The 20087-nt window shown below is 66.4% G+C and carries 16 protein-coding genes; 5 read left to right on the top strand and 11 right to left on the bottom strand.

Annotated features, from left to right (window positions below; genetic code table 11):
• Positions 1-4: 4 nt before the first annotated feature.
• Positions 5-1051, bottom strand: a complete 1047-nt coding sequence (gene mgtE, locus AC0SZ7_RS01900; RefSeq protein WP_475502736.1) for a magnesium transporter — start codon at positions 1049-1051, stop codon at positions 5-7.
• 462 nt (positions 1052-1513) lie between these two features.
• Here mgtE and ilvD point away from each other — a divergent pair, with 462 nt between their 5' ends.
• Complete coding sequence (gene ilvD / locus AC0SZ7_RS01895; RefSeq protein ID WP_475502735.1) at positions 1514-3355, top strand: dihydroxy-acid dehydratase; 1842 nt, start codon at positions 1514-1516, stop codon at positions 3353-3355.
• A gap of 107 nt (positions 3356-3462) precedes the next feature.
• Here the strand turns inward: ilvD and AC0SZ7_RS01890 are convergent, their stop codons facing one another.
• On the bottom strand, positions 3463-4518 hold the full coding sequence (locus AC0SZ7_RS01890) for an HAD family hydrolase (RefSeq protein ID WP_475502734.1): 1056 nt from the start codon (positions 4516-4518) through the stop codon (positions 3463-3465).
• A gap of 245 nt (positions 4519-4763) precedes the next feature.
• On the opposite strand from AC0SZ7_RS01890, the gene AC0SZ7_RS01885 reads away from it, so the two are divergent.
• Positions 4764-6155, top strand: coding sequence for an L-cystine transporter (locus AC0SZ7_RS01885; protein ID WP_475502733.1), 1392 nt, complete (start codon positions 4764-4766; stop codon positions 6153-6155).
• Positions 6156-6247: 92 nt separating this feature from the next.
• Here the strand turns inward: AC0SZ7_RS01885 and AC0SZ7_RS01880 are convergent, their stop codons facing one another.
• Entirely contained in the window at positions 6248-6760 is a 513-nt protein-coding gene (locus AC0SZ7_RS01880) for a dihydrofolate reductase (RefSeq protein WP_475502732.1), read from the bottom strand.
• 71 nt (positions 6761-6831) lie between these two features.
• Between AC0SZ7_RS01880 and AC0SZ7_RS01875 the strand changes: the two genes are divergently transcribed.
• Complete coding sequence (locus AC0SZ7_RS01875) at positions 6832-8205, top strand: DUF2868 domain-containing protein (protein WP_475502731.1); 1374 nt, start codon at positions 6832-6834, stop codon at positions 8203-8205.
• Positions 8189-9553 (top strand): DUF3482 domain-containing protein, encoded by a 1365-nt coding sequence (locus AC0SZ7_RS01870; protein ID WP_475502730.1) that lies wholly within the window; start codon positions 8189-8191, stop codon positions 9551-9553. The genes AC0SZ7_RS01875 and AC0SZ7_RS01870 overlap by 17 nt, the downstream gene beginning before the upstream one ends.
• 69 nt (positions 9554-9622) lie before the next feature.
• Here the strand turns inward: AC0SZ7_RS01870 and AC0SZ7_RS01865 are convergent, their stop codons facing one another.
• From AC0SZ7_RS01865 to AC0SZ7_RS01840, 6 genes are all read right to left on the bottom strand, one after another.
• The gene (locus AC0SZ7_RS01865; protein ID WP_475502729.1) at positions 9623-10774 is read right to left on the bottom strand and encodes a TIGR03364 family FAD-dependent oxidoreductase; all 1152 of its coding nucleotides are present in this window, start codon (positions 10772-10774) and stop codon (positions 9623-9625) included.
• A gap of 18 nt (positions 10775-10792) precedes the next feature.
• Positions 10793-11818, bottom strand: a complete 1026-nt coding sequence (locus AC0SZ7_RS01860; RefSeq protein WP_475502728.1) for a putative 2-aminoethylphosphonate ABC transporter substrate-binding protein — start codon at positions 11816-11818, stop codon at positions 10793-10795.
• Between the two features lie 41 nt (positions 11819-11859).
• The gene (locus AC0SZ7_RS01855) at positions 11860-13572 is read right to left on the bottom strand and encodes a putative 2-aminoethylphosphonate ABC transporter permease subunit (protein WP_475502727.1); all 1713 of its coding nucleotides are present in this window, start codon (positions 13570-13572) and stop codon (positions 11860-11862) included.
• Position 13573: 1 nt separating this feature from the next.
• Positions 13574-14635, bottom strand: coding sequence for a putative 2-aminoethylphosphonate ABC transporter ATP-binding protein (locus AC0SZ7_RS01850; protein WP_475502726.1), 1062 nt, complete (start codon positions 14633-14635; stop codon positions 13574-13576).
• A 227-nt stretch (positions 14636-14862) separates the two neighbouring features.
• On the bottom strand, positions 14863-15726 hold the full coding sequence (locus AC0SZ7_RS01845; protein ID WP_475502725.1) for a LysR family transcriptional regulator: 864 nt from the start codon (positions 15724-15726) through the stop codon (positions 14863-14865).
• Positions 15727-15736: 10 nt separating this feature from the next.
• Positions 15737-17989, bottom strand: a complete 2253-nt coding sequence (locus AC0SZ7_RS01840) for a heavy metal translocating P-type ATPase (RefSeq protein WP_475502724.1) — start codon at positions 17987-17989, stop codon at positions 15737-15739.
• An 82-nt stretch (positions 17990-18071) separates the two neighbouring features.
• Here AC0SZ7_RS01840 and cadR point away from each other — a divergent pair, with 82 nt between their 5' ends.
• Entirely contained in the window at positions 18072-18521 is a 450-nt protein-coding gene (gene cadR, locus AC0SZ7_RS01835) for a Cd(II)/Pb(II)-responsive transcriptional regulator (RefSeq protein ID WP_475502723.1), read from the top strand.
• Here cadR and AC0SZ7_RS01830 read toward each other — a convergent pair.
• Positions 18492-19268: an OmpA/MotB family protein gene (locus AC0SZ7_RS01830; protein ID WP_475502722.1), complete on the bottom strand. Its 777-nt coding sequence runs from the start codon at positions 19266-19268 to the stop codon at positions 18492-18494. The genes cadR and AC0SZ7_RS01830 overlap by 30 nt on opposite strands.
• Positions 19265-20077, bottom strand: coding sequence for a motility protein A (locus tag AC0SZ7_RS01825; RefSeq protein WP_475502721.1), 813 nt, complete (start codon positions 20075-20077; stop codon positions 19265-19267). Before AC0SZ7_RS01825 ends, AC0SZ7_RS01830 begins: the two co-directional genes overlap by 4 nt.
• Between the last annotated feature and the right edge of the window lie 10 nt (positions 20078-20087).

Below are 20087 nucleotides of genomic sequence, written 5' to 3'. Positions count from 1 at the left end.
GGTTTCAGAGATCCAGCACCATCGAAGCAATCCCGAAGTACACCAACACCCCCGCCGCATCGGCGATGGAGGTGATCAGCGGGCCGCTGGCCACTGCCGGGTCCATGCGCAGGCGGCTGAACATGAACGGCAGGCTCATGCCGATGAGGCTGCCGATCAGCACGATGACCAGCATGCTGCTGGCGACGATCAATGAAATGTCCCAGCCGCCGCGGATGGCGCCCAGCAGGGCCACGGCCACGGCCATGGTCACGCCCAGGAACAGCGCCACGGAGCATTCGCGCCACAGCAGGCGCAGCCAGTCGCGCATCACCACATCGCCTGTCGCCAGGGCGCGCACCATCAGCGTGGCCGATTGCGCGCCGGCGTTGCCGCCGCTGTCCACCAGCAGCGGCAGGAAGAACACCAGCACGATGTTAGCGGCGATGACGTCCTCGAAGGCGGCGATGCCGGCGCCGGAGAACAGGTTGCCGAACACCAGCAGCACCAGCCACAGCACGCGTTTACGGTAGAGCACGCCCACCGAGGCGGTGGCGATGTTGCCCAGGTGCTTGCCGATCAGCGCCCCCTTGTGGAAGTCCTCGGTGGCCTCTTCCACCACCACGTCGAGGGCGTCGTCACAGCTGACGATGCCTACCAGCGCGCCGTCGCCGTTGACGATGGGCAGGGCCAGCAGGTCGTGATGGCGGATCAGCCGCGCCACCTCTTCCTGGTCGGCATCGACCCGGGTGCTGATCACCGGGGTGATCATCAGGTCGCCCACCCGCACCTGCGGCGCAGCCAGGATCAGTTCGCGCAGGGACAGGGTGCCCAGCAGGCAGCGCTGCTCGTCGAGTACGTAGGTCTGGTAGATGGTGTCGGCGTCGGCCGCCTCGCGGCGCAGGCTGTCGATGGCCTCGGCGGCACTGAGGTGCACGCCCACGGTGGAATAGCCGCTGGTCATCAGCGCACCGGCGCTGTCCTCGGGGTAGGTGGCCAGCTTGCGCAGGTCGTCACGCTCCAGTTGGGCGCGGTTGCGTTGCGAATCGATTTCGTAGTTCAGGGTAGTCATGTGTTGCTCTCCAGTCAGCGGCGCAGGGCTGCCTGGCGAGCGGACGCGTCAGCTCACAGGCAGGCCCGCCGCCGCTGCGGTCGGGGCCAGAATGTGGTTCTCGAAGGAACTTAAACTGGGGTGGTCCATGGGGATGAATTCTCGTCAGCCGCACATGCGGCGCGGGGATAGTAACCAGGTAGGCAAGGCTAAAATACCCCTTCCAGCAAAATCAGAAACGTCCTACAAATCGCCGGCCAGACGCACGTGGTCGTTCCTGGCATTCCATCCGGCCGCCAGCGGTGTAGAATCGAGCTATTCATCGCCAATCATCCCCCGGCGGGTTTATGAGCTCCGGTCGAGCGCGCAGCGATCCTGCAGCGTCACCGACCTCATCCGCAGTGGCAGCTACCTGTCGCCGCTGCAAAGGACAAGAGAAGCTCACTCCCTTACTGATACCTGATTAGCCGCCCGGAGTGCTCCATGCCTGACTATCGCTCGAAAACGTCCACCCACGGCCGCAACATGGCCGGCGCCCGCGCCCTGTGGCGCGCCACGGGGATGAAGGACGCCGACTTCAAGAAGCCGATCATCGCCATCGCCAACTCGTTCACCCAGTTCGTCCCGGGGCACGTGCACCTGAAGGACCTGGGCCAGCTGGTAGCCCGCGAGATCGAACGCGCCGGTGGCGTGGCCAAGGAATTCAACACCATCGCCGTCGACGACGGCATCGCCATGGGCCATGACGGCATGCTGTACTCGCTGCCGAGCCGCGAGATCATCGCCGACTCCGTGGAGTACATGGTCAACGCCCACTGCGCCGACGCCATCGTCTGCATCTCCAACTGCGACAAGATCACCCCCGGCATGCTGATGGCCGCCCTGCGCCTGAACATCCCGGTGATCTTCGTCTCCGGCGGCCCGATGGAAGCCGGCAAGACCAAGCTGGCCAGCCATGGCCTGGACCTGGTGGACGCCATGGTCATCGCCGCCGACTCCAGCGCTTCTGACGAGAAAGTCGCCGAGTACGAGCGTAGCGCCTGCCCTACCTGCGGTTCGTGCTCGGGCATGTTCACCGCCAACTCCATGAACTGCCTGACCGAAGCCCTGGGCCTGGCCCTGCCGGGCAACGGTTCGACCCTGGCTACCCACAGCGACCGCGAGCAGCTGTTCCTGCAGGCCGGCCGCACCATCGTCGAGCTGTGCCAGCGCTACTACATCGAGAACGACGACTCGGTGCTGCCACGCAACATCGCCAACTTCAAGGCGTTCGAGAACGCCATGATGCTGGACATCGCCATGGGCGGTTCGACCAACACCATCCTGCACTTGCTGGCCGCCGCCCAGGAAGCCGAGATCGCCTTCGACCTGCGCGATATCGACCGCCTGTCCCGCGTAGTGCCGCAGCTGTGCAAAGTGGCGCCGAACATCCAGAAGTACCACATGGAAGACGTGCACCGCGCCGGCGGCATCTTCAGCATCCTCGGTTCGCTGGCCCGTGGCGGCCTGCTGCACACCGACCTGCCTACCGTGCACAGCCGCAGCATGGAAGAAGCCATTGCCAAGTGGGACATCACCCAGACTGACGACGAAGCGGTGCACCACTTCTTCAAGGCAGGCCCGGCCGGCATCCCGACCCAGACCGCCTTCAGCCAGTCGACCCGCTGGGAAACCCTGGACGACGACCGCGAGAACGGCTGCATCCGCAGCTTCGAGCACGCCTATTCGAAAGAAGGCGGCCTGGCCGTGCTGTACGGCAACATCGCCCTGGACGGCTGCGTGGTGAAGACCGCCGGCGTGGATGAGTCCATCCATGTGTTCGAAGGCAACGCCAAGATCTTCGAAAGCCAGGACAGCGCCGTGCGCGGCATCCTCGCCGACGAAGTGAAGGAAGGCGACATTGTCATCATCCGCTACGAAGGCCCGAAAGGCGGCCCGGGCATGCAGGAAATGCTGTACCCCACCTCGTACCTGAAGTCCAAGGGCCTGGGCAAGGCCTGCGCCCTGCTGACCGACGGTCGCTTCTCGGGCGGTACCTCGGGCCTGTCCATCGGCCACGCCTCGCCGGAAGCCGCTGCCGGCGGCGCCATCGGCCTGGTACAGGATGGTGACAAGGTGCTGATCGACATCCCGAACCGTTCGATCAACCTGCTGGTCAGCGACGAAGAACTGGCGGCACGCCGCGTGGAACAGGACAAGAAAGGCTGGAAGCCGGTCGAAATCCGCCCACGCAAAGTGACCACCGCACTGAAGGCCTACGCCCTGCTGGCGACCAGCGCCGACAAGGGCGCGGTGCGCAACAAGGCGATGCTGGACGGGCTGTAACAGACGACCGGTGGGAGCTGGCTTGCCAGCGAGATTTTCGGGCCTCCCCAAAACTCGCTGGCAAGCCAGCTCCCACATCAGCGATCCACCCCGAAATTATGTGAACATCACTGGATTTCCTCGGGCTTCACAATCACCCAATTCTTGTCCGCCGTCACCGGCAACCCTTCCTTGGCCTGCGCCGCCGCATTCTTGCTGATCATGCCGTTCAACTGGTCCATGTACTTGGCCTTGCGGTTGACCCACAAGTGCACCCCGCCCTTGGCCACGTCCACGCTGTGGAACAGCATGTAGCCGTCGCTCGACGGCGTGTCGCCACCCACCAGCACCGGTTTCTTCCACTGATCGATATAGGTCAGGATCGCCGCCTGCTTGCCCGCCATCCAGGTGGCCGGGGTCCACAGGTAGGGGGTCAGCTCCATGCCCATGTTCGCCTTGGGGTCATACTTGCCGGCTGCGATCTGCTTGCGCGCCGTGGTCAGCTCGCCGGTTTTGGGGTCTTTCAGCAAGGTGGTCACGCCAATCACGTTCTGCGGCTTCACGTTGTAGCCATACTTGGGGTCGGCCGCCACCATGCGCACCAGCTCCTCCGAGGCCGCCGTCACCACGTACACCTCGATGCCGTTTTCCATCAGCTTGTTGTACAGCTCGGCCTGGCCGGTGAACACCTTGGGCGGCTCGACGTTCATGGTCTTCACCACATCGCCCTCGAAATAGGTGGCCGGTACCGGCTTGTCCGAGGCCATCATCTCGTCCACGTAGCCCTTGAGCTGGGTCAGGGTGAAGCCGGAAAACACCTGCGCCACCCACGGGTAGCAGACCATGTCATCCACTTCACACAGGCGGTAGTAGTAGCTGAACAGGCTTTCCTTGTGGTCGGCGGTGTCCTTGAAGGGGATCAGCTTCAGCGACGGGTCGAGTTTCTCGCGGGTCAGCACGCCCTTGTTTTCCAGGTACGGCAGCAGCGCCTCTTCCAGGTCGTAGCGGTAGCTGGTGTTGTCCATGTCGAACACGGCGTAATTGCCCTTGTTGGCGTTGGCCGCAATCATCGCGTCCAGCTGCTTGGCCTGGGCGGCAGGCCAGTGCTTGAGCTCGGTGGCGAAGACCGGGCTGGCCAGTGCCAGGCTCAGGGTGACGGCAATCAGGTTACGCAGTGGCTTCATCGGTGGTGCTCCCCAGAGTGATGCACCGACCGTAGCAAACGCTCATGACAACTCTGGCTTGAGCACGACGGCGAGGGGCCCGTTCACGCCACGTGCATAGCTGAAAGCGTCACCCTCTTATTCCAAAAACGACTTAGCTCATTCGATCTTTGTATAAATAACAGAAAATTCAGGGTGTTAGAGTTTGTGGTTGGCCAGCGTCCGTCAGAGGCGCAAGCGCCGGAATCAATCCCCCTGGAGCTTCAATGAACCTGCCCTTGCTACTCAACCTGCTGGTGTTCCTGGCCCTGCTGCTAGGCCTGGCGCAAACCAGCCGTACCCAATTCAGCCTAGCCAAGAAGGTCCTCATCGGCCTGGCGCTGGGCGTGCTGTTCGGCAGCGCCCTGCACGCCATCTACGGCCAGGGCAACCCGCTGCTGAAAACCACCATCGGCTGGCTGGACCTGGTGGGCAACGGCTACGTGCAGTTGCTGCAGATGATCGTGATGCCGCTGATCTTCGCTTCCATCCTCAGCGCCGTGGCGCGCCTGCACAACGCCTCGTCCCTGGGCAAGATCAGCTTCCTGACCATCGGCGTGCTGCTGTTCACCACCCTGATCGCCGCACTGATCGGCGTGGGCCTGACCAACCTGTTCGGCCTGACCGCCGAGGGCCTGGTGGCCGGCACGCAAGAGCTGGCACGCATGCAGGCGATCCAGAGCGACTACGCCGGCAAGGTCAGCGACCTGAATATCCCGCAGTTGCTACTGTCGTTCGTGCCGCAGAACCCGGTGGCCGACCTGGCCCGGGCCAAGCCAACCTCGATCATCAGCGTGGTGATCTTCGCCGCCTTCCTGGGCGTGGCCGCCCTGCAACTGCTGAAAGATGACGCCGAAAAAGGCGCGAAAGTGGTCAGCGCCATCGAAACCCTGCAAGCCTGGGTCACCCGCCTGGTGCGCCTGGTGATGAAGCTGACGCCCTACGGCGTGATGGCGCTGATGGCCAAGGTGGTCGCCAGCTCCAACCTGCAGGACATCCTCAAGCTGGGCAGTTTCGTGCTGGTGTCGTACATCGGCCTGGCGCTGATGTTCATGGTGCACGGCGTGCTGCTGAGCATCGCCGGCGTGCACCCGCTGCGCTTCTTCCGCAAGGTGTGGCCAGTGCTGACGTTCGCCTTCACCAGCCGCTCCAGCGCCGCCACTATCCCGCTGAGCATCGAGGCGCAAACCCAGCGCCTGGGCATTCCGCAATCCATCGCCAGCTTCGCCGCCTCGTTCGGCGCCACTATTGGCCAGAACGGTTGCGCAGGCTTGTACCCGGCCATGCTGGCAGTGATGGTGGCACCCACCGTGGGCATCAACCCGCTGGACCCGATGTGGATTGCCACCCTGGTGGCTATTGTCACCCTGAGCTCGGCCGGCGTGGCGGGCGTGGGCGGTGGCGCGACGTTCGCAGCGCTGATCGTGCTGCCAGCCATGGGGCTGCCGGTGTCGCTGGTGGCGTTGCTGATTTCGGTGGAGCCGTTGATCGACATGGGCCGCACGGCGTTGAACGTCAGCGGTTCGATGACGGCGGGTACCATTGCCAGCCAGGTGTTGCAGCAGACGGATCGGGCGCTGCTGGACGCCGACGAGCACGCCGACCTGGCGCACCGGTAAACGCTTGTGGGAGCTGGCTTGCCAGCGAGCTGTTGAGGCCCCGAAAAGCTCGCTGGCAAGCCAGCTCCCACGAAGGCTGGCGCGGCGACAGGTTAGCGGCGGTCCCAGACTTCGAAGGCATACGCCGGGGCTTCGCCCACGGCCGGGTTTTCGGTGTTGGCTGCCAGCAGCCACTGGCTCTCGTCGTATTCAGGGAACCAGGCATCGCCCGCCGGGTTGGCCGCTACGCGGGTCAGGTACAGGCGGTCGGCCAGGTCCAGCCCCTGCGCATACAACTGCGCCCCACCAATCAACATCAGTTCCGTGGCGCCATTCGCTTGCGCCCAGGCTTCGGCGCGGGTGATGGCAGCTTCCAGCGATGGGTACACCTCGGCGCCTTCCAGCACCAGGCCAACCTGGCGGCTGACCACGATGTTCAGCCGGCCCGGCAGCGGCCGGCCCAGCGAATCCCAGGTCTTGCGACCCATGATGATCGGCTTGCCTAGCGTGGTGGCCTTGAAGTATTTGAAATCACCCGGCAGGTGCCAGGGCATGCTGTTGTCGATGCCGATGACGCGGTTCTGCGCGAGCGCCGCGATCAGGCTGAGGGGGAGTGTGTTTTTCATCCCGCGAGGATAGCAGAGCCCAAGGCGTCACTGGGTTATGCTCTGGGCTGGTTTGATCAATGGATGGTGGCGTGACAGCACTGGACACTCTCTGGCTTACCGAAGCCATACGTCTGCGCGAAGAGCAGGCCGGCCCCCTGGACGACCAGGAGGCCAACCGCCGCGCCCGCCAACAGGGCGGCGACCTGGCCGCGCGAGTACAACACCGGGCGCTGTGGCTGGCCGAACGCGACGGCCTGCTGCCCGCGCTGCGGCACTGGAAACAGGGCGCGCGCCTGAGCGTGATGCTGCTGGCGGTGCTGGTGGTCATCAGCGGCGCCGGCCTGGCCTTCGCAGCCCTGGGCAACGGCCCGGTCAACGTGTTCTGGGCGCTGGGCAGCCTGCTGGGGCTGAACTGGATACTGCTGTTGGGTTGGCTCAGCGGCCTGTTGCTGGCCGGCGAGCATACGGCCAGCCTGGGCCGCCTGTGGATGTGGCTCAGCGCCAGGCTGGCCCGCGACGCCAACGCCGTGCATTTGGGCCCGGCGCTGATCGTGCTGCTGCAGCGCCAGCGCCTCAACCGCTGGGTGCTCGGCGCCCTGGTGAATGGCCTGTGGCTGCTGGCCTTGAGCAGTGCGCTGGTGATCCTGCTGCTGTTGCTGGCCACCCGGCGCTACGGCTTCGTGTGGGAAACCACGATTCTGGGCCCCGACACCTTCGTGGCCATGACCCGCGGCCTGGGCGCCCTACCCGCACTGCTGGGCTTCAGCGTGCCGGACGTCGACACCATTCGTGCCAGCGGTGACAGCGTGCTGGCCGTGGACAGCGCCCGCCAGGCGTGGGCCGGTTGGCTGGTAGGCGTGCTGGTGGTGTTCGGCATCGTTCCGCGGCTGCTGCTGGCACTGGCTTGCTGGGGGCGCTGGCGCCTGGGCCGCAGGCGCTTGCAGCTGGACCTGAGCCTGCCCGGCTACGCCGAACTGCGCGAGCAATTGATGCCCAGCAGCGAACGCCTGGGCGTCAACGACAGCGCTCCGGCGCACTTGCATGAAGTGCCCGCGCCACTGGCCGCGGCCGCTACCGGCGGCGCGCTGCTGGTGGGCCTGGAGCTCGATGACCAGCAGCCCTGGCCGCCAGCGCTGCCGGCCACCGTAGGCGATGCCGGCATCCTGGACAGCCGCGAATCCCGCCGGCGCCTGCTCGACCAGCTGGCGCGCTACCCCGCCGCGCGCCTGGCCATTGCCTGCGACCCGCGCCGCTCGGCCGACCGCGGTAGCCTGGGGCTGATCGCCGAACTGGCGCGCAGCGCCGGCCACACCCGGGTGTGGTTGCTGCCGGCACCCGCCGGGCAACAACTGGATGCCGAGCGCCTCGACGATTGGCGCCAGGCCTTGGCCCGGCTGGGCCTCGACGTAACGGAAAGCCCTCCCCTGACCTGGCTGGAGAACGGCAATGACCAAGCCTCTTAAGCTGGCCGTGGTCGGCCACACCAACGTCGGCAAGACCTCGCTGCTGCGCACCCTCACCCGCGACGTGGGCTTTGGCGAGGTCTCGCATCGCCCCAGCACCACTCGCCACGTAGAGGGCGCGCGGCTGTCGGTGGACGGCGAGGCGCTGCTGGAGCTATACGACACCCCCGGCCTTGAAGACGCCATCGCCTTGCTCGACTACCTGGAACGCCTGGACCGCCCCGGCGAGCGCCTCGACGGCCCGGCGCGTACCGAACGCTTCCTGCAGGGCAGCGAGGCCCGCCAGCGTTTCGAACAGGAAGCCAAGGTACTGCGCCAACTGCTGGCCAGCGACGCCGGCCTGTACGTGATCGACGCGCGCGAGCCGGTGCTGGCCAAGTACCGCGACGAACTGGAAGTGCTCAACGGTTGCGGCAAGCCGCTGCTGCCAGTGCTCAACTTCGTCGCCAGCCCCGGCCACCGCGAAGAGCAGTGGCGCGAGGCCTTGGCCAGGCTGGGCCTGCACGCGCTGGTGCGTTTCGACAGTGTGGCGCCGCCGGAAGATGGCGAGCGGCGCCTGTATGAAAGCCTGGCGCTGCTGCTGGAACACGCCCGCCCCAGCCTGCAACGGCTGATCGACGACCAGCAGGCCCAGCGCCTGGCGCGCCGCCAGCGGGCACGCGCGCTGATTGCCGAACTGCTGGTCGACTGCGCCGCCTGCCGCCGCAGCGTGGCCGCCGACCGCGAAGGCGTGGAAGCCGCCATTGCCGCCCTGCGCGAGGCCGTGCGCCAGCGCGAACAGAAATGCGTGCAGGCGCTGCTCAAGCTCTACGCCTTCCGCCTGGAAGACGCCGCCGCCAGCGACCTGCCCCTGCTGGACGGACGCTGGGGCGACGACCTGTTCAACCCCGAGACGCTCAAGCAGCTGGGCGTGAAAGTCGGGGGCGGGATAGCCGCAGGCGCGGCGGCCGGCGCCGGTGTTGACCTGCTGGTGGGCGGCATCACCCTGGGCCTGGCAGCGCTGGCCGGCGCCATTGCCGGCGGCGCGCTGCAGACCGCCCGTGGTTACGGCGGCCGGCTGCTGGGCAAGCTCAGGGGCCAGCGCGAGCTGACCGTGGACGACAACGTGCTGCGCCTGCTGGCCTTGCGCCAACGGCAGTTGCTGGAAGCGTTGGACGCCCGTGGGCACGCAGCCATGGGCAGCATCGAGGTGGCCGTGCCGCAGGACAAGAGCTGGCGCGAAGGCAAATTGCCCGAAGCGCTGGGCAAGGCCCGCGCGCACCCACAATGGTCATCCCTCAACCCCCACCCGCGCCTCAACCAACCCGAGCGCCACGAACAGATCGAGCACCTATCCGCCGAACTCTAACCCCGTAGCAGCGGCCAAAGGCCGCGTCCCAGGCACCGCAGTGTCGCCGGACGCGGCCTGCGGCCGCTGCTACAGGGCATCCAGCCCGTGCGGCGTTTCGCCCAACAGATCGGCAACGTTACGCTCCGCCAACGCCGGCCCCACGCTCATGCCCACGCCGGTGTGCATCAACGCCGAACTCAACCCCGGGGCCACCCGCAGCAGCGAAAACGGCTTGCTGCCCTTGGCGCCATACACGCCCTGCCAGCGCTCCACCACCTTGAGCTTGCCACCCAGCGTGTGCTCGGCCAGCTCGATCATCCAGTCATCCACCTGCTCGGCATTGAAGGGCGAAGCGTCCCGGCCGTAGTGGTGGGAATCGCCGATGATCAACTCACGATACGGCGTAGGACTGACCAGCAGGTGAATGCCCTGTTCCACCAGGTGCGGGCTGTCCTTCTGCACCTGGGCCTGTAGCGCCTGGGTCTCCGGCAAGCCCTGGAACGCGCCGTAGTGCAGGCAACTGAGGCCGGTAAGCACCGCCTGCTGCAGGTCCAGTTCGAACTGCGGGCGCACGCGCAGCATCTGCAGGCGGCACACCTGCGGCTGCAGGCTGGCCATGGCGTCGCTGAGCAGGGTCTGGTAGTCGTGCCCCGAACAGACCACGATGTGCGTACCGCTGAACGTACCCGCCGTGCTGTGTAGCCGGCCTGGCTCCACGTCGCGCACCAGGGTGGAGAAGTGGAACTCCACGCCCTGCCCGCGCAGGAATTCCACCAACGCCGGAATTGCCTCGCGCGAATACAACTGCTGGTCATCCAGCCCCAGCAAGGCGGCGTGGTGGTGGCGGAACTGGCCGTTGTACAGCTGGTTCAAGGCCGCGCCCTGCAACAGCTCCACCCGGTAGCCATGCTCCACCGCGCGCTCGGCGCAGAAGCGTTCAAGCAGCTGGTGCTCCAGCTCGCTGCGGGCGAACATCAGCGAACCATTGCGCTTGAGGGCGAAGCCGGCCTGCTCGGCCCAGTGCGCCCACACACCGCGGCTGGCCTTGGCCAACGCATGCATCTGGCCCACGGGTTGGCCGGTGACCAGCGCCTGGCCGAAGTTGCGCACCGACGCCCCCAGGGGCGTGGCGCTGCGTTCGAATACGCGAACCTTGAGCCCGCGTTTGGCGGCGGCGTAGGCATGGGACAAGCCCAGGATGCCGGCGCCGACGATGAGCATATCGCTGTGTTGAGTCATGCCGCTTCCTCCCTGGAATTACTGGGCCGCAACCTTCTCGGACTTGCCGTCATAGCGCTTGCGCCACTCGGTGAGGATGCTGTCGCGGTTCTTCGACGCCCAGCTGAAGTCGTTCTTGATCAGGCGCTGCTCGTAGTCGGCCGGCAGTTCGGTCTGCGGCTTGGCGATGCCCGGTTGCGCCAGCACGGCGAAGTTTTCCTTGTACAGGTCCATGGCCGCGGGGCTTGCGGAGAAGTCGGCGAGTTTTTTCGCAGCTGCTTCATGGGGGGTGCCCTTTATCACCGCGGTAGCTTCGATCTCCCAGCCCAGGCCTTCCTTCGGCAGGATGATGTCCAGCGGCGCACCCTGGCGCTTGAGCTGCACGGCCGGGTATTCGAACGAAATGCCGATCGGGAACTCGCCCGAGGCCGCCAACTTGCAGGGTTTGGAACCCGAATGCACGTACTGGCCGATGTTCTGGTGCAGGTCATCCATGTACTGCCAACCCTGCTTCTCGCCGTAAGTCTGCAGCCAGGCACTGACGTCAAGGAAGCCGGTGCCCGAGGAGGCCGGGTTGGGCATGACGATCTTGCCCTTGTATTCGGGCTTGGTCAGGTCCTGCCAGCTCACCGGCTTGGTCAGCCCCTGCTTCTCGGCCTCGACGGTGTTGAAGCAGATGGTGGCAGCCCACACGTCCATGCCCACCCACTTCGGCGGGTTGGCCGGGTCGCGATAATGCGGGCCGATCTTGCCCAGGTCCTGCGGCGAGTACGCTTCAAGCATGCCCTGCTGGTCGAGGATGGCCAGGCTGGAGGCCGCCAGGCCCCATACCGCGTCGGCCTGCGGGCGGTCTTTTTCGGCCAGCAGCTTGGCGGTGACGATGCCGGTGGAATCGCGCACCCACTTGATCTCGATGTCAGGGTTGGCCTTCTCGAACGCGGCCTTGTAGGTGGTCAGCTGCTCCGGCTCCAGGGCCGTGTAGACGGTCAGTTGGGTGGTGGCTGCGCTGGCCTGCAGGCTGAAAGCGGCAACAACGGCAACGACAAGAGCAAGTGGCTTGAACATGGTGCGGTTCCTGAGTCAGTTGAAGGTCAGTGGGTTTGCAATCAAAGGCCCTGGCGCCAGGCCTGGGAGCGGCGCAGCAGCCCGCGCGAGGCCCAGGCCAGCAGCAACGACACGGCGGCCGAGGTCAGCAGGATCAAGGTGGACATGGCCGCCGCGCCGCCAACGTTGCCGGCGTCGTCCATGTTCAGCACCGCCACCGCCGCCAGGATGGTGTCGGGGCTATAGAGGAAGATGGCCGCCGACACCGTGGTCATGGCCGAGACGAACAGGTAGCGGATGATGTCCAGCAAGGCCGGCAGGCAAATCGGTACGGTCACGCGCAGGTAGTGGCGGTACAGCGGCGCCTTCAGTGACAGCGCCGCGGCTTCGAACTCGCCGTCCAGCTGGCGCAGCGCGGTGGTGGCGGTCATCTGCGCGGTGGTCATGTAGTGGGCCACGGTGCACACGACCAGCAAGGTCATGGTGCCGTAGAACACATGCAGCGGGTTGCCGCCCAGGTTGAAGAAGAAGACGTAGCCCAGGCCCAGCACCAGGCCGGGCACGGCCATGGGCACGAAGCTGAGCATGCGCAGCACCAGGTTCAGGCGGCGCAGGCCTTGGGTTTTCTCCATCAGGTAGGCACCGGTGAAAATCACTGCGCTGCCGATCAGCGCCGTGCCCACGGCCATCTTCACGCTATTGCTGTAGGCCAGCCAGCCGCCCCCGGCAGTGGTGTTGAACTGGTAATGCACCAGCGACAGCGACAGGTTGTACGGCCAGAATTTCACCAGCGACGAGTACACCGCCATGCCCACCACCAGCAGCAAGGCCGCGCACACCAGCAGCACCACGGCCAGGTAGCAGCCATCGCGCAGCCGCGAAGGCAGCGGGCGAAACACCTGCGCGCGGCCGCTCATGGCCTCGCCGTGGCGGCGGCGCAGCCAGGCGTCGACGCCGAAGCTGAACAGCGCCGGCAGCAGCAGAATCATGCCGATCAGCGCGCCGCGGCCGAACTGCTGCTGGCCCACCACCGCCTTGTAGGCCTCCAGCGCCAGCACCTGATAGTCGCCGCCCACCACCACGGGTACGCCGAAGTCGGTGATAGTCAGGGTGAATACCAGGCAAAACGCGGCGAACACCGCCTGGCGCGTGGCCGGCCAGGTGATGCTGCGGTAGGCGCGCCACGGGCTGGCGCCCATGCTGGAGGCAGCGTCGAACAGCCGCGCATCGGCCAGCGACAGCGCCGACAGCAGAATCATCAGCGCATGCGGGAAGGTGTAGATCACCTCCCCCAGCACGATGCCCCAGAAACCGTAGATATTGTCGGCCACCAGCCCACGCAGCAGGCCCTGGTTGCCGAACAGGTAGACCAGGGCAATGCCCGGCAGCATCGACGGCGCCAGCAACGGCAGCAGGGAAATACCGCGCCATACCGCCTTGCCCGGGATCAACGTGCGTTGCAGGGCATAGGCGAACAGGTAGGCCAGCGGCACGACAATGGCAGCCACGCTGAACGACACCTTGAGGCTGTTGCCCAGCAGCCAATGGAAATTGTCACTGGCCACCAGCTCCTGCGCCGCCGCCCAGCCGCCGCCGGCAACCGGCGTGAAGCCGCGCCAGAAGATCGCCAGCAGCGGCATCAGCACCGCCACGCACAGGAACGCCAGCAACAGCAGTTTGCCGCCGACCACGAACAGGCGGTCGCCCAAGGCGGCCGACGACGATTGGGCCGGCGCTTTCGCGTTCATCACCGGCAGGCTCATCTGCGCGGCCATCTCAAGCGAACACCTGGAGGCTGCGCGGCGGCAGGGCTACCCAGATATCCGGGCTGCCCAGGCGCGGCATCGACTCGGGCGCCACCTCGGCCAGCAGCGCGTGGCCGGGGAACTGGTTGAACTCGAAGCTCATGCGGCAGCGGTTGCCCAGGAAGGTGATCTCGCGCACCCGCGCCTGGAACAGGTTTTCCTCGTGTACCGGCGGGTTGACGCTGATGGCTTCCGGGCGGCAGAACAGCCGGCCACTGTGGGCGCGGCTGGCGTCCGGGGCCAGGCGCATGTTCATCTCGCCCACCCGCGCATGGCTGTCGCTGCTGCGCTGGAACGGCAGCCAATTGCCCTGGCCGACGAATTCGGCGACGAACGGCGTGGCCGGTTTGTCATAGATTTCCTGGGCGGTGGCGTACTGCTCGACCTGGCCGTTGTTCATCACGGCAATGCGGTCGGCCATCAGCATGGCCTCGTCCTGGTTGTGGGTGACCATCAATGTGGTGATGCCCAGCTGGCGTTGCAGCTGGCGCAGCTCGGTGCACAGGTGCTCGCGCACCCGGGCGTCGAGGGCCGACATGGGTTCGTCCAGCAGCAACAGCGACGGCGACGGTGCCAGGGCGCGCGCAAGCGCCACGCGCTGCTGCTGGCCGCCGGACAGTTGGCCGGGGAATTTCTTTTCGCTGCCCAGCAGGCCTACCAGCTCCAGCATGTCGCCAACGCGCTTGCGCACCTGGTCGCGGCCCTGGCCGGCCAGGCCGTAGGCGATGTTGGCCTCGACGCTGAGGTTGGGGAACAGCGCGTAGGACTGGAACAGGATGCCGTAGTCGCGGCCCTGGGGCGGCAGCTGGGAAATGTCGCGGTCGCCGATGTACAGCTGGCCCCGGTCCTGGCGCTCCAGGCCGGCGATGCAGCGCAGCAGCGTGGTCTTGCCGCAGCCCGACGGGCCCAGCAGGCACACCAGTTCACCGGCGGCAACGTCCAGTGACACGTCGTTGAGCGCGGTGAAGGCGCCGAAGCGCTTGTGGATACCACGCACGGACATGTGCGCGCCGGTAGCAGGGGAATGGTTCATGGACGGGACCTCATCTAGCAGATGGAGGTCATCCTAGGCAGCGAATGCGAACGTCCCGTGGCAGTAGGGCAAAAGCTGCCGATAGTGGTATTGGCGGATTTTGGTTGTAACAACGGATCCCGCAAAGCCCCGTCTTTTGTGGGAGCTGGCTTGCCAGCGAGCTTTTGGGCGTTTAACAACTCGCTGGCAAGCCAGCTCCCACAAAAGCGACCACTGCTACAGATTCATCAGAGGGCCGAGACTTCCTGGGCCAGGCCCAGGAACGCGGCGGGCAGCCGCGCCTGGCGGCGTTCTTTCAGGCAATACAGGTATTCGTGCATCACCGGCGCGTTGTCGATGGTCAGCACCTTCAGCTCGGGGTTGTGCGGCACCTCGTGGCGGGCGATCAGGCTGACGCCAATGTTGCGCAGCACCGCCTCGCGGATCGACTCGCGGCTGCCGATTTCCAGCACTGTGCCAATGGCCACCTGCTCATCTTTCATCCACTGCTCGGTGAGGCTGCGGGTGGTGGAGCCGCGCTCGCGCATCAACAGGCACTGCCCGGCCAGGGCGCTGAGCGGCACCTGATTGTGCACCGCCAATGGATGGTGCCGGTGCACCGCCAGCACCAGCGGGTCGGTGCCCAACACCCGGCGGATCAGCCGCGCGTCGTCCACCAGTTGCGAGGACGCGGCCAGGTCCACCCGGTAGTCTTCGAGCATTTCCAGCACCTGCTGGGAATTGCCGATTTCCATCGACACCTCCACCTGGGGCAGGCGCTCGCGGAATATCTTCACCAGGTCGAGGATGTAGTACGGCGCGGTGGCGGCGATGCGCAGGGCGCCCTCGCCCTGGCCGCTGTTGCGCAGGAAGAACTCGATGTCGGCTTCCTGTTGCAGCAACGCCTTGACCATGGGCAACAGGCGGGCGCCGTCGTCGCTCAGGGTCAGGCGGCGGCCACCCCGGTAGAACAGCTCCACCGCGTACTGGCTTTCCAGGTGGCGGATCTGCGTGGTGACGGTGGGCTGGCTGAGGCCCAGCTTCTTCGCCGCCAGGGTGATGCTGCCCAGCCGGGCCACCATGTAAAACGCCTTCAGCTCGGCACTCAGCATCACTACCTCGTTACTTGCGCAGCAGCCTCAACCCGTTGAAGACCACCAACAGGCTGACGCCCATATCGGCGAACACCGCCATCCACATCGTCGCCACCCCGGCAAAAGTCATTACCAGGAAGACCGCCTTGATCACCAGCGCCAGGCCGATGTTCTGCATCAGTATCGACCGGGTCTGGCGCGAGAGCCTGACGAACGTCGGGATTTTTCGCAAGTCGTCGTCCATCAGCGCCACGTCGGCGGTCTCGATGGCGGTGTCGGTGCCCGCCGCCGCCATGGCGAAGCCCAGCTCGGCGCGGGCCAACGCCGGGGCGTCGTTGATGCCGTCGCCGACCATGCCCACCCGGTGGCCCTGGGCGTACAGGTCCTCGATGGCCTGCAGTTTATCCGCGGGCAACAGGTTGCCACGGGCCTGGTCGATGCCCACCTGGGCGGCGATGGCGCTGGCGGTGTGGGGGTTGTCGCCGGTCAGCATCAGGGTCTTGATGCCCAGGGCGTGCAACTGGGCGATGGCCTCGCGGCTGCTGTCCTTGAGGGTGTCGGCCACGGCGAAGAAGGCCAGCGGGCCACTGGCATCCAGCAGCAGCACCACGCTCTTGCCCTGGCGCTCCAGCACGTCCAGCTGGGCTTCCAGTTGCGGCGAGCACAGGCCCAACTCTTCCACCAGGCGGTGGTTACCCAGGTGGTACAGCTGGCCGTTGACGCTACCGCTTACGCCACGCCCTGCCAGCGCCTGGAAATCCATGACCTCCAGCAGCGCCTCGCCAGCTTCCAGCGCCGGGCGGGCGATGGCCTGGGACACCGGGTGGTCGGAGCGCGCGGCCAGGCTGGCGGCGATCTGCTCGGCGGTGGCGGCGTAGGCAGGGTCCAGCGGCACGAAGTCGGTCTGCACCGGCTTGCCGTGGGTCAGCGTGCCGGTCTTGTCCAGGGCCAGGAAGTCGAGCTTGTAACCGCCCTCCAGGAACACCCCGCCCTTGATCAGAATGCCCTTGCGCGCCGCCGCGGCAAGGCCGCTGACGATGGTCACCGGGGTGGAAATCACCAGCGCGCAGGGGCACGCCACCACCAGCAGCACCAGCGCACGGTAGATCCAGTCGAACCAGGTGCCGGCCATGAACAGCGGCGGCAGCACCGCCACTGCCAGCGCCAACGCAAAGACTGCCGGGGTGTAGATTCGGGAGAAGTTATCCACAAAACGCTGGGTCGGCGCGCGGGCGCCCTGGGCCTGCACCACGGCGTGAATGATGCGCGCCAGCGTGGAGTCGCTGGCCAGCGCGGTCACCCGGTACTCCAGGGCCCCTGCCTGGTTGATGGTGCCGGCGAACAGCTTGTCGCCCACCGCCTTCTCCACCGGCAGGCTTTCGCCGGTGATGGCTGCCTGATCGACGCTCGATTGCCCCGTTACCACCTCGCCGTCCAGGGCAATACGCTCGCCCGGGCGGACCCGGACGACAGCGTCCAGGGCAATCTTGCGGGCGTCCAGTTCCAGCCACTGGCCGTCGGCCTGGCGCACTGTGGCCTGCTCGGGGGTGAGTTGCAGCAAGCCGCCGATGGCATTGCGCGCCCGGCTCAGCGAGCGCGCCTCGATCAGCTCGGCCACGGTAAACAGGAACATCACCATGGCCGCTTCCGGCCACTGGCCAATCAGCACCGCGCCGGTAACGGCAATGCTCATCAGCGCATTGATGTTGAGGTTGCGGTTCTTCAGGGCAATCCAACCCTTTTTGTAGGTAGTCAGGCCGCCACTGACGATGGCCAGCAGCGCCAGCCCGGCAATCAGCCAGGTGGGCGCCACCCCGCTGAAATGCGCCACTTCCGAGGCCAGCGCGGCCACGCCGGACAGCGCCAGCGGCCACCAGGGCTTGCGCACCGGCGCCGGCGTTTCAGGGCTGGCCTGGCCTTGGGCGTCCAGCGGCTCGGCGCTCATGCCCAGGCTGGCGATGGCCTCGATGATCACCTCGTCGCCCGCCAGCGCATGGCGAACGCCCAGCACGCGGTTGATCAGGTTGAACTCCAGCGCCTCCACCCCGGCCAGCTTGCCCAGGCGGTTCTGGATCAGCGTCTGCTCGGTGGGGCAGTCCATCTGTTCGATGCGGAAGCGGCTCAGGCGCGCGTCGGCACTGGCCGTGGCGCTCAGGCGCACGGTCGCGGGCGGCGCCGGCGTGTCGCTGGCGCAGCAGCTGCCGCCGTGGGCGTGGCCGCGAATGGCGGCGTGCTCGTGGGCGTGGCCGTGGTCATGCTTGTGGGTTGGCTGCTGGCTCATTGGTCAGGTCCGGTAAAGTGCCTGTTGCCAAGTGAACACCCTGTAGCCACTATAGGGTCAAGCACCTTTGGAGGGCGCAGCCATGAAAATCGGCGAACTGGCCAAGGCCACCGACTGCCAGGTCGAGACCATCCGCTACTACGAGCGCGAGCAACTGCTGCCGCCGCCAGCGCGCAGCGACGGCAACTACCGGCTCTACACCCAGGCCCACGTCGAGCGCCTGACTTTCATCCGCAACTGCCGCACCCTGGACATGACCCTGGACGAGATCCGCAGCCTGCTGGCCCTGCGCGACAGCCCGCAGGACCAGTGCGAAAGCGTCAACACCCTGATCGACGAGCACATCCACCACGTGCGCGCCCGCATCGACGGCCTGCAGGCCCTGCAGTCACAACTGCTGGAATTGCGCCAGCGCTGCGGCACCGTGGGCGAGAACGACCAGTGCGGCATCCTCCAGCGCCTGGAGGTCAACGGCGCGGTGACAGCGCCCGAGGCCGAGCACTCACATGTGGGCCGCAGCCACGGCCACTGACGGCGGCGGGCTGGGCACCGCTTCCAGCACCACTTCTACCCGGCGGTTTTCAGCGCGCCCGGCCACCGTGGCGTTGTCGCCCAGCGGGTGTGTATCGCCAAAACCGACCGCGCGCAGGCGCTGGCCGTCGACGCCGTTGCCCTGCAGGTAACGCACCACGCTGGCCGCGCGGGCGCTGGACAGCTCCCAGTTCGAGGGGAAGCGCGGGTTCCGGATTTTCTCGGCGTCGGTGTGGCCTTCCACCAGGACCGGCTGGCTGTTCTTGCCCAGCACCGGCAGCAACTGCTGCAAGGCAGCTATCCCCGCGCGGCTGAGGTCAGCCTGGCCGGACTCGAACAGCAGCTCGCTGCTGAGCCGGAAGCTGACGGTCTTCTGCGAGATATCCACCTGGATGTCCTTGCCCAACGCGTCGATGCCCAGGTTCTTCGCCAGCTCCTCGGCGCTGGGCAACGGCGGCGGTGCAGGCGGCGCAGGCGCTGGCGGCTCTGCGGCGGCGACCGTGGCCACTACCGGCTTCACCACCTGCGGGCGCCCCAGCAGCGCCAGGCCATGGGGCAACAGGCCCTGGCCCATGAACGGCAGCGGCGCCACGGGCGGCGGCGCGTTGCCGTGCATGCGCGTGGTAATCGCCAACATGGCCATGGTCACCACCAGCAGCAGGGTCATCATGTCCAGGTAGGTCATCATCCAGCTGTCGTCGTCCCCCTCGGTGGCCATGCGCCCCAGGGCCTCCAGTGGCCGGCTCATGGCCGGGCGCTCTCGCCCAGGCGCGGGGTAATGCGCAGCTGTTCGCGAATCTCGTCCGGGTGGTGGGTGACGAAAGTGCTCAGGGTTTCACGAATCAGGCCGGGGCTGCGCTTGTTGCACATCATCGCCACGCCCTGGATCACCATGTTCATCAGCAGCACGCGCTGCTCGGTGCGCCGCTCCAGCTTCACCGCTACCGGCTTGAGCACCAGGTTGGCCAACAGCACGCCATACAGCGTGGTCATCAGGCCCACCGACATCTGGTGGCCGATGGTGACCATGTCACCGTCGCCCAGCACGAACATCAGGTTCACCAGGCCCACCAGGGTGCCGAGCATGCCGAACGCCGGCGCATAGCTGGCCATCACCCGGAACAGCTGCGCCTCGGCACGCTCCTTGGCGCGCATGCGCACGATGCGCCATTGCAGCAGCTCGATCACCTCGGCTTCAGGCGTCTTGTCAATCACCAGCTGCACCCCCGAACGCAGGAACGGGTTGCGGGTGTTCTCCAGCACCTTCTCCACCGCCCGCAGGTCGTCGTCCACCCACAACCGCGCCATGCTCACCAGTTGCTCGATGTCATCCTGGGCGTGCACCGGCTCCTTGCGCATCACCGTGGCGAACAGCCCCAGCACCCGCCGCACCTCGCTCAGCGGGTAGCTCAGGCAGGTGGCGGCGAAGGTGCCGATGACCACGATGCCCAGGCTCGGCAGGTCGATGAACATCAGGGGGTGTTGCGCCGAGAACAGCAACAGCAAGGCCAGCAGGACCAGGCCTGACAACAGGCCGATCAGGGTCGAGGGATTCATTACAGGCTCC

Source organism: Pseudomonas sp. JC1203, assembly GCF_056175065.1.
The sequence above is the reverse complement of the archived record's forward strand: the minus strand, read 5'-3'. Positions and strand labels throughout refer to the sequence as shown.

Coding starts and splice junctions, on each gene's coding strand:
- mgtE (WP_475502736.1), bottom strand. CDS start 1,051: ATGACTACCCTGAACTACGAAATCGATTCGCAACGCAACCGCGCCCAA.
- ilvD (WP_475502735.1), top strand. CDS start 1,514: ATGCCTGACTATCGCTCGAAAACGTCCACCCACGGCCGCAACATGGCC.
- AC0SZ7_RS01890 (WP_475502734.1), bottom strand. CDS start 4,518: ATGAAGCCACTGCGTAACCTGATTGCCGTCACCCTGAGCCTGGCACTG.
- AC0SZ7_RS01885 (WP_475502733.1), top strand. CDS start 4,764: ATGAACCTGCCCTTGCTACTCAACCTGCTGGTGTTCCTGGCCCTGCTG.
- AC0SZ7_RS01880 (WP_475502732.1), bottom strand. CDS start 6,760: ATGAAAAACACACTCCCCCTCAGCCTGATCGCGGCGCTCGCGCAGAAC.
- AC0SZ7_RS01870 (WP_475502730.1), top strand. CDS start 8,189: ATGACCAAGCCTCTTAAGCTGGCCGTGGTCGGCCACACCAACGTCGGC.
- AC0SZ7_RS01865 (WP_475502729.1), bottom strand. CDS start 10,774: ATGACTCAACACAGCGATATGCTCATCGTCGGCGCCGGCATCCTGGGC.
- AC0SZ7_RS01860 (WP_475502728.1), bottom strand. CDS start 11,818: ATGTTCAAGCCACTTGCTCTTGTCGTTGCCGTTGTTGCCGCTTTCAGC.
- AC0SZ7_RS01855 (WP_475502727.1), bottom strand. CDS start 13,572: ATGGCCGCGCAGATGAGCCTGCCGGTGATGAACGCGAAAGCGCCGGCC.
- AC0SZ7_RS01850 (WP_475502726.1), bottom strand. CDS start 14,635: ATGAACCATTCCCCTGCTACCGGCGCGCACATGTCCGTGCGTGGTATC.
- AC0SZ7_RS01845 (WP_475502725.1), bottom strand. CDS start 15,726: ATGCTGAGTGCCGAGCTGAAGGCGTTTTACATGGTGGCCCGGCTGGGC.
- AC0SZ7_RS01840 (WP_475502724.1), bottom strand. CDS start 17,989: ATGAGCCAGCAGCCAACCCACAAGCATGACCACGGCCACGCCCACGAG.
- cadR (WP_475502723.1), top strand. CDS start 18,072: ATGAAAATCGGCGAACTGGCCAAGGCCACCGACTGCCAGGTCGAGACC.
- AC0SZ7_RS01830 (WP_475502722.1), bottom strand. CDS start 19,268: ATGAGCCGGCCACTGGAGGCCCTGGGGCGCATGGCCACCGAGGGGGAC.
- AC0SZ7_RS01825 (WP_475502721.1), bottom strand. CDS start 20,077: ATGAATCCCTCGACCCTGATCGGCCTGTTGTCAGGCCTGGTCCTGCTG.